The organism is Lactovum miscens (assembly GCF_014202895.1).
In the GTDB taxonomy this organism is placed as follows: Bacteria; Bacillota; Bacilli; order Lactobacillales; family Streptococcaceae; genus Lactovum; species Lactovum miscens.
This window is the reverse complement of record NZ_JACHHV010000044.1, coordinates 1-8887: the sequence shown is the minus strand read 5'-3', so window position 1 is coordinate 8887 and position 8887 is coordinate 1. Positions and strand designations below refer to the sequence as shown.

Genomic DNA, 8887 nt, shown 5'->3' with positions numbered 1-8887 from the left:
GACTTGGATGAATTGTTATCCAAGAAAAATGTTCAAGTATCAGACACCATTTCAGATGTATCGGGGTGGCTAAATTAAATTTGCAATTTGCCTTTATTTTTTGATTTTAATTAGACTTTAAGTGCGTAAGAGCTTTACGGTAAATGCTTTTCGCAATTTCATAGTTTTCATCCGATTGCAATGAAAATTTTTCCATCATAACACCAGAGTTAATCTCAAGTACCTTGAATCCGCCATCAACTTCAACAATGTCAACAGAAGCAAAATTTATGCCAACAACCTTAGTAGCACGCTTCGCCATATCCTCTAAAACAGGGTCTAAAGGTACAATTTCAGGTTTTGCTCCGAGGCCAAGGTTATGTTTCCAAGAACCTTCTTGAACATGCTTCTTATAAGTGAGCTGCACGTCACCATTTAAAATAATCAAGCGATACTCTTGAGCGATATTTTCAAAAGGAGAAACTGTCATATTATTAGAGCGTGAAAGGACTTTTTCAATAGTGGGAATTAATTCTGTTTGTGACGTTACGTGGTAAACATCTGATCCACCCGTCCCTTGGTTTGGTTTGATTACTAAGCTGCCATAATGATTAAAGAGAAAACGAATCTGAACTTCATCTATCTCCATAAAGAAAAGGTGAGAGACAGCTGGAATATCAGCTTCATTAAGAATTTCAAAAGTTGCGGATTTGTCATTGCATAAATTACTTGAACCAGCATTGTTGTTTGGGAAATGATAACCAGTCACAAGTTTTTCGTTCACTTTAATAATCCAGCCATCTGAATAAGAATGATAGTCTAGGCTTTCTTCAGCCGCTATCTCTTGTAGAATTTTTTCAATTTGTCTCATGGCGCCAATTGTATCATGGCTTCCTTAGATTTTGATATTAAAATGTGCTAATAATTGAAATAAATTGTATATTTTTAAAGTAAATCAATAAGTAATATTAAAATTTTCAAAAAATATGCTTAAATTATTTTGGTTGACAATTGAGCCCAAAGATCCATTTATTATTACCAATATCTATAATTTATTAAGATCTTAAAAATGCCTATCATATTAGGAAATACTAACTTTTGTTATATAATGATTCTATGAATAAAATTAACTTGCGAATCGGCGAAAAACTTAAGGTTCAGATCATGCGTCTGGGTATCAACGGGGAGGGAATTGCTTATTATAAGAAGCGTTTGATTTTTGTCCCTTATGCCCTTACAGACGAGGAAGTTCAGATTGAAATTACAGAAAACCGACCGAATTTTTCTCGCGCAAAAGTTGTCAATATTTTGAAATCTTCACCTTATCGCGTGAAGCCAGAAGATAATAATTTTGCTAGTCTATCGAGTTCTCATATTATGCATCTGGCCTATCCTCAACAACTAGAATTTAAAGTAGATGTTTTACGTCAAGCTTTGAACAAATATCGACCCAAGGACTATGATAAATACGAACTTCGACCAACTCTTGGACAAGCAAATTGGCATGGTTATCGCAATAAGTTGACTTACCAATTACGTCGTTTGAATTCTGGAAAGACCATTGCAGGTCTTTATGCTGAAGGTTCACATCTCCTTATTAATTTAGATTTTTGTCTAGTCCAAGATAAGATCACTCAAGATATTGCAAATCATCTTTGTAAGTTGATTGATAAATATAAAATTCCTGTAGACGATGAACGCAGGATCAAAGGTATTAAGACTTTTGTCATTCGTCGTAGTCAATTAACTGGTGAAGTTCAAATTATTTTAATTTCAAGTAATTCACAAAACTATGATCGACTCATAAAGGAATTAACTGAAAATTATCCAGAAATTGTGACTGTTGCTTCAAATCTTCATGAGAAAAAGACCAGCGAGGTTTATGGTGAGAAGACAGAGATAATCTGGGGCCAAGAAAAAATAACAGAGGGTCTTCTTGGATACGATTTCGAGCTCAGCCCGCGAGCATTTTTTCAATTGAATACGAAGCAGGCTGAAGTGCTCTATCATGAAGTTATTAAGGCAGTAAATGCGAATAAAGAAGACAGAGTTTTAGATGCATACTGTGGTTCTGGAACAATAGGTTTCGCTTTGGCCAAAAAAGTTAAATCAGTGCATGGCATGGATATTGTTCCAGAGTCTGTGGAAGATGCCCGTGCAAATGCAGCTCGTCTTGGCTTCAAAAATTGCCATTACGAGACTGGTCGTGCTGAAAAAGTTATTGCAAATATGTACAAGTCAAATCAACGCCCAACGGCCGTAATTGTAGATCCGCCACGTACGGGGCTTGATGAACAATTGATTGAAACATTGGTAAAATTTCAACCAGAAAAGTTAGTATATGTTTCATGTAATGTGTCAACATTAGCTAAGGATTTGGTGGCTTTATCAGAAATTTATGACGTAAACTACATTCAATCTGTGGATATGTTCCCACAAACCGCTCGCTGTGAGGCGGTCGTAAAAATGACAAAGAAAAAAATTTAAAGAATAGAGAAAAAGACATGATATACCTACGCCAAGCAACATTATCTGACGTAAGTGCGATAGTTCCAATTATTAATGACGCCAAAAAATTTCTTTCGGGTTTTGATACGGACCAATGGCAAGGAAATTACCCGGCACGGTCAGATATAGAGCGATTCATTAACAATAAGGAAGGGTATGTCTTAATTGTTGATGATGAGGTAGCTGGGTTCAGTGCTCTCATTGCTGGTGAAGACAAAGCATATACAACTATTGAAAATGGGGACTGGACGAATGATAATTTTGCCTACATTGCGGTTCATTGTATTGCTTTTTCTGACAAATACAGGGGACTGGGACTGGCAACCTCTCTTTTCACGGCCGTCTTTACACTTGGCTATGAGAGAGGAATCAAAGATTTCCGCGTAGATACTCATCCTAACAATAAGATTATGCAACATGTTTTTGAGCGTGAAGGATTTGTAAGGCGTGGGGATGTCACGATTTCTGATGGAGCACGTTGGGCTTATCAACTAGAACTATAATTTAAAAAGATAATGGAAAATGGATAGTGACAAATGACATTGTATGAATTATATGAAATTTGTGAAAACCTTGGTCCAATTTATCAAAATTGTCCTTTCTCCAAGATGGAAAAAGATAAGACTCCGACGGTAGCCATTCGGCATCTTAAGAACAAGAAAATATTCTGCTATTGGATTCAACACCAAGATGGAGATTTGGTCATTGCAGTAAAACTAAATCCTGAGCGAGCGGAAACGCTAAGAGAAGAATTTGGTGCCGTAAACCCAGCTTGGCATATGAATAAAACTCACTGGTCAGATATAAAACTTGATTCGGACCTATCAGATGAGCAGATATTAACTTTAGTCGAGGAATCTTATCAGCTAACAAAATGAATTAATAAAACTAGAAAGGTAATAAGTAAATGCCAGATAATAGTTATCAACAACAATTTATAGAGGACTTAGCCGAATGGCTTGACATGCAAATATCAGTTAATGAAAAAGCCCAAGGCTTTGCAGCTGAGGCGGGCGAACATGATGCTGAAGTTAGGTATGAATCGCGTCTTGAAGCTTATGAGTTTTTAGCAGGAAAAATAGTAAATTATAAAGAAGGTAAACCCTTTGATGCCTTACCAGATGGTTTGATGAATCTGAAAGAATATTAAGCTAACTAAATCTTAGGAGATACGTATGAGGACAATTTTACAGGCTTTTGAGTGGTATCTAGATCAAAATGGGAAACACTGGTCAAATCTTACAGACCTTGTCCCAAGACTGAAAGAATTAGGCCTATCGGGCCTTTGGCTTCCACCTGCCTTCAAAGGTGCTTCAGGTATTTCTGATGTTGGTTATGGTGTATATGACTTTTATGATTTGGGGGAGTTTGACCAAAAAGGTACAGTTCCGACAAAATATGGAAGTAAAGATGAATATTTAAAGTTGATTAAGGTGCTCCATAATTATGGGGTTGAAGTTTACGCGGATATTGTCTTTGATCACATGATGGGAGCAGATGAATCTGAAGTCGTAAAAGCTGTTCAGTATTCTTTTTCAAATCGCCTTCAGCCAAAGTCAGATATTGAAGAAGTTGAGGTTTGGACTAAGTTCACTTTCCCAGGGCGTTCAGGAAAATATAATGATTATATCTGGACTTCTAAAAATTTTTCAGGTGTAGATTATGATCAGCGGAGTCATGAACATGCAATTTTTGAATTTCAGGGGCAAAATTGGTCTCCAGAAGTAGATGACGAAAATGGTAATTTTGATTACCTGATGGGAGCTAACCTGGATATGGAGGTTCCTGAGACAGTTAAACAACTTGAAAAATGGGGGAGCTGGTTTACTGAACTCACCCAAATAGATGGTTTTCGCTTGGATGCTGTCAAGCATATTGACTTCCATTATTTTAAAGACTGGCTAAAATCACGTGATCAACAAATAGGACGAAAAGCATTTGTAGTCGGGGAATATTGGGCTAATGATCTTGGCCGATTGATTAATTATTTAGATGAGTCCGGAAATGTTTTAGATTTATTCGATGTTCCTTTACACTTCAATCTTTATCAGGCAAGCTCAAGTAATGGATTATTTGATATGCGTGGAATATTTGCAAACACTTTGGTGGCTACTCGCCCAGATTATGCTGTTACTTTTGTTGATAATCATGATACACAGGAAGGGCAGGCTTTACAATCTTGGATTGAAGGTTGGTTTAAAGAACAGGCCTATAGCTTAATTTTGCTACGCCGTAGCGGAATCCCTGTTGTGTTTTGGGGGGATTTATTTGGCGTTCCAACGCGTGATACCAAGGGAGTTGGTTCTGGTCTTGAAATGATGATCTGTTTACGATCAAAAATGGAAATTTTTGAGTGTTCAGACTATTTTGATCATCCAGACATTGTTGGGTGGACTAGTATAGTAAAAATTGACGATCATAGCACTGGGCTAGCAGTGATTTTAACTAATGCAACTGGTGGTAGTAAATGGATGACTATTGGAGCAATTGAGGCAGGAAAAGTCTATATTGACCTACTTGGTCATCGAACGGATAAGATAAAATTAAATGAAGAAGGGCGGGCTGAATTTCCAGTGAATGATGGATCAGTCAGTGTTTGGATTTGTGAAGAATATATTGATTTCACTTCAAAAGTTTTTCATGAATAAGCTCTAATACTATGAATCCCACTAAATTGGAATTGGAAAAAATTGAGTAATTGGAAGATTCCCTTGAAAATGCTGAATTAGTTTAGAAAATTATATTGAACGGAAAATGTGATAGTGGAAAAAGCATAGGCATTTGATTTTTATTTCATGGATGAATGGCTTGAGTCCGGTAAGCTTTTTCGCATGAAGCTGATACGAAAGATGGTTCATGAACTCTATCCAGAGGTTATGGAAAGGGTAAGTTATGCGATGCCAGGTTTTTATCCCAAAGAAGCAAAAAAGTCGACACAACAATTGTTTCTACTTATGGCATGTCAGAAATGGTTGGGGATTTATGGAACCCAGGTTTATGAGGAAGAAAGTTTTAAAGTCTTTCAGAGATTTGGTATTAAATCTGAAAAAGGAAGTCTACAAGTTCCTTATGATATGGATGAGAGCATCTTTAAAGACTTGCTTCAAATTGTTATAGAGCACAATCTAAAGCGACATGGGTTTTCTAGAAGTTATTGAAAATAAGTTAGTAAAATAGCGAATTGAGAAGTAAATAAAAAATTTTCAGATTATTTAAGTTTCATTTAAAGAACTTAGCTATAATTTAGTTATGCTCCTAAAAGAAGCGACTCCAATGCTTCTATAGCTTTTTCATAAATAACTCCTAAACCATAAGAACATCCCTTGGGATGTTCTTATGGTTTAATCTAAAGCAAGCTGTATTGCAAAAGGAAAAGAAATCTGATAGAATAAACATAATTCGGAGGAGTATGGATCCTAATTTGCAAGCGAGAAGCCGGTGGTGCAAGGCTTTAAAAGAAGATTTTGAAGGTAGCCGAATTTCAGTTTAATATGTAATTAAGTGCGTAGGTCTTACCTGCGAATTTAGGTGGTACCGCGCTAGCGTCTAAGCGTCCTAATCAGTTATGGTTAGGCGCTTTTCTTATATTGAAGGGAGAAAAAATGACAGAAGAACTCTCAACCAAATTTGATCCAAAAGAAGTTGAACAAGGTCGCTATGAAAAATGGCTTGAACAAGGTGTTTTCAAACCATCAGCTGATAAAGCTGCTCATCCTTACAGTGTTGTCATTCCACCACCCAATGTCACAGGAAAACTCCATCTGGGACACGCTTGGGATACAACGCTTCAAGATATAATTATTCGGCAGAAGCGTATGCAAGGATTTGATACGCTTTGGTTGCCGGGGATGGACCATGCTGGTATTGCAACGCAAGCAAAGGTAGAAGCACGGCTTGCTGAAGACAATATATCTCGTCATGATCTTGGCCGTGAAAAGTTTCTAGAGAAGGTTTGGGAATGGAAAGATGAATACGCGGAGACGATTCATCAGCAATGGGCAAAAATGGGAATTTCCGTTGACTATGGTCGAGAACGTTTCACACTTGACGAAGGCTTGAATGTTGCAGTTCGCAAAGTCTTTGTTGAACTCTACAAAAAAGGATGGATCTATCAGGGTGAAAAGATTATCAATTGGGATCCAAAGGCCATGACTGCTTTGTCTGACATTGAAGTTATCCACAAAGATGTCGAAGGTGCCTTTTATCATATCACCTATTCTTTGGCAGATGGCGCAGGTCAGTTAGAAGTTGCTACAACACGCCCAGAAACTTTCTTTGGCGATGTTGCTGTGGCGGTTAACCCGCAAGATGAACGCTATAATAAATTAATTGGTAAGAAGGTTATTTTACCAATCATCAACAAGGAAATCCCTATAATTGGAGATGAACACGCAGATATGGAAAAAGGAACAGGCGTGGTTAAAATCACACCAGCTCACGATCCAAATGACTTTTTAGTAGGCCAACGGCATGATTTACCGATGCCAAATGTGATGAACCCTGACGGTACGATGAATGAACTTTGTGGCGAGAATTTTAATGGTCTTGATCGTTTTGAAGCTCGTAAAAAGGTAGTAGCTGAGTTTGAAAAGCTCGGGCATCTTGTTAAAATTGAGCCAATCCACCATGAAGTTGGTCACTCTGAGAGAACTGGTGTTATCGTTGAGCCTCGTTTATCCAAACAATGGTTTGTAAAGATGGATAAGTTGGCTAAGCGTGCCATTGACAATCAGTCAACAGAAGATGCAGTAAGGTTCTTTCCCCCACGCTTTAACGATACTTTCTTGCAATGGATGGGTAATGTTCATGACTGGGTTATCAGTCGTCAGCTCTGGTGGGGACATCAGATTCCAGCTTGGTATAAAGAATCTGGTGAGGTTTACGTAGGAATGGAAGCACCAGATGGACAAGGTTGGACTCAGGAAGAGGATGTGCTTGATACTTGGTTCAGTTCAGCTCTTTGGCCATTTTCGACTATGGGCTGGCCTGATACAGAGTCAGCTGATTTCCAACGTTATTTCCCAACTTCTACTCTTGTCACAGGTTATGACATTATTTTTTTCTGGGTTTCACGTATGATCTTCCAATCCTTGGAATTTACTGATAAATCGCCATTCAAGAATGTTTTGATTCATGGATTGATACGTGATGAGCAAGGGCGTAAAATGTCTAAATCATTGGGTAACGGAATTGATCCAATGGACGTTATAGATAAATATGGTGCTGATGCACTAAGGTGGTTTTTATCAAATGGCTCAGCCCCAGGTCAAGATGTTCGTTTCAGTTATGACAGAATGGATGCTGCATGGAACTTCATCAATAAAATATGGAATGTAAGCCGCTATATACTTATGAATGCTGGCGAAATTTCAGCTAATCAGGTTTCAACAAATTTAGCCAAAGTAGCAAATAAATCAGCCGGTAACGTAACCGACCTTTGGATTTTAACACGACTCAATGACACTATTTCGCGTGTAACTGAGCAGATGGATAAATTTGAGTTTGGTGTGGCGGGTCACATTCTATACAACTTTATATGGGATGAGTTTGCAAATTGGTACCTTGAGCTTACAAAAGAAGTAATGTTCGGTGAAAATGAAGCAGAAAAGAATATCACACGTTCTGTGCTATTACACGTTTTAGATCAAATTCTACGTTTATTGCATCCCATCATGCCATTTTTCACTGAAGCAATTTTTGAGAAAATGCCAAATACGACAGGATCTATTGTAACAGCAAAGTATCCCGAAGTTGACCTTGATTTTGAAAATCAAGCCGCTAGTAATGGCGTTGCAATGCTGATTGAACTGATTACGTCTGTTCGTAATATTCGAGCAGAAGTTAATACACCATTGTCAAAACAAGTTCCTATCTATATAAAGTCAGACAGTACTACTTTCTTAAAATCAGTAGCACCATACATTAAAAGATTTGCCAATCCATCTGAGTTGGTAATTGATAAGGATATTGTACTTGATGAACAGGTAATGTCAGCAATTATTTCTGGAGCTGAGATCTTAATGCCACTAAAAAAGTTAATAAATATAGAAGAAGAGATTTTACGTTTAGAGAAAGAACGTGAAAAATGGGAAAAAGAACTAGATATAGTGAATAAAAAACTCGGTAACGAGCGTTTCGTAACAAATGCGAAGGTTGAAGTTGTTAACAAAGAAAAGGATAAATTAGTAGATTATCAAGAGAAATACGATTCTACACAAAATCGTATAAACGAGTTGAAAAACACATGAAAATAAGCTGATTCTTTTAAGAATCAGCTTATTTTTTAAGTATTTGAAAGAAACACTCAAAAACGTGCGAGAATAGTTGACAAGGGGGAGAAGAATTGATAAGATATACAAGTTGACTCTGAAGGAAGCGAACGAGGGCAACGGAAGCTCAA

General features: G+C 37.4%; 8 protein-coding genes. 7 read left to right on the top strand and 1 reads right to left on the bottom strand.

Going from position 1 to position 8887, the window contains the following annotated elements:
• Positions 1–106 precede the first annotated feature (106 nt).
• On the bottom strand, positions 107–850 hold the full coding sequence (locus HNQ37_RS07985) for an ATP-grasp domain-containing protein (RefSeq protein ID WP_183541095.1): 744 nt from the start codon (positions 848–850) through the stop codon (positions 107–109).
• A 245-nt stretch (positions 851–1095) separates the two neighbouring features.
• Here HNQ37_RS07985 and rlmD point away from each other — a divergent pair, with 245 nt between their 5' ends.
• From rlmD to HNQ37_RS07950, 7 genes are all read left to right on the top strand, one after another.
• The gene (gene rlmD, locus HNQ37_RS07980; protein WP_183541092.1) at positions 1096–2466 is read left to right on the top strand and encodes a 23S rRNA (uracil(1939)-C(5))-methyltransferase RlmD; all 1371 of its coding nucleotides are present in this window, start codon (positions 1096–1098) and stop codon (positions 2464–2466) included.
• Between the two features lie 17 nt (positions 2467–2483).
• Positions 2484–2990, top strand: coding sequence for a GNAT family N-acetyltransferase (locus HNQ37_RS07975; protein WP_183541089.1), 507 nt, complete (start codon positions 2484–2486; stop codon positions 2988–2990).
• A gap of 33 nt (positions 2991–3023) precedes the next feature.
• A complete protein-coding gene (locus tag HNQ37_RS07970; protein WP_183541086.1) occupies positions 3024–3365 on the top strand; it encodes an MmcQ/YjbR family DNA-binding protein in 342 nt (113 codons plus the stop codon).
• Positions 3366–3394: 29 nt separating this feature from the next.
• Positions 3395–3637 carry a DUF1912 family protein gene (locus tag HNQ37_RS07965; RefSeq protein WP_183541084.1) on the top strand — a complete coding sequence of 81 codons (243 nt, stop codon included), beginning with the start codon at positions 3395–3397 and terminating at the stop codon, positions 3635–3637.
• Between the two features lie 19 nt (positions 3638–3656).
• Positions 3657–5135: an alpha-amylase gene (locus HNQ37_RS07960; RefSeq protein WP_183541098.1), complete on the top strand. Its 1479-nt coding sequence runs from the start codon at positions 3657–3659 to the stop codon at positions 5133–5135.
• Positions 5136–5282: 147 nt separating this feature from the next.
• Positions 5283–5645, top strand: a complete 363-nt coding sequence (locus HNQ37_RS07955) for a hypothetical protein (protein WP_221289137.1) — start codon at positions 5283–5285, stop codon at positions 5643–5645.
• A gap of 444 nt (positions 5646–6089) precedes the next feature.
• Positions 6090–8735, top strand: a complete 2646-nt coding sequence (locus HNQ37_RS07950; protein ID WP_183541082.1) for a valine--tRNA ligase — start codon at positions 6090–6092, stop codon at positions 8733–8735.
• Positions 8736–8887: the final 152 nt, after the last annotated feature.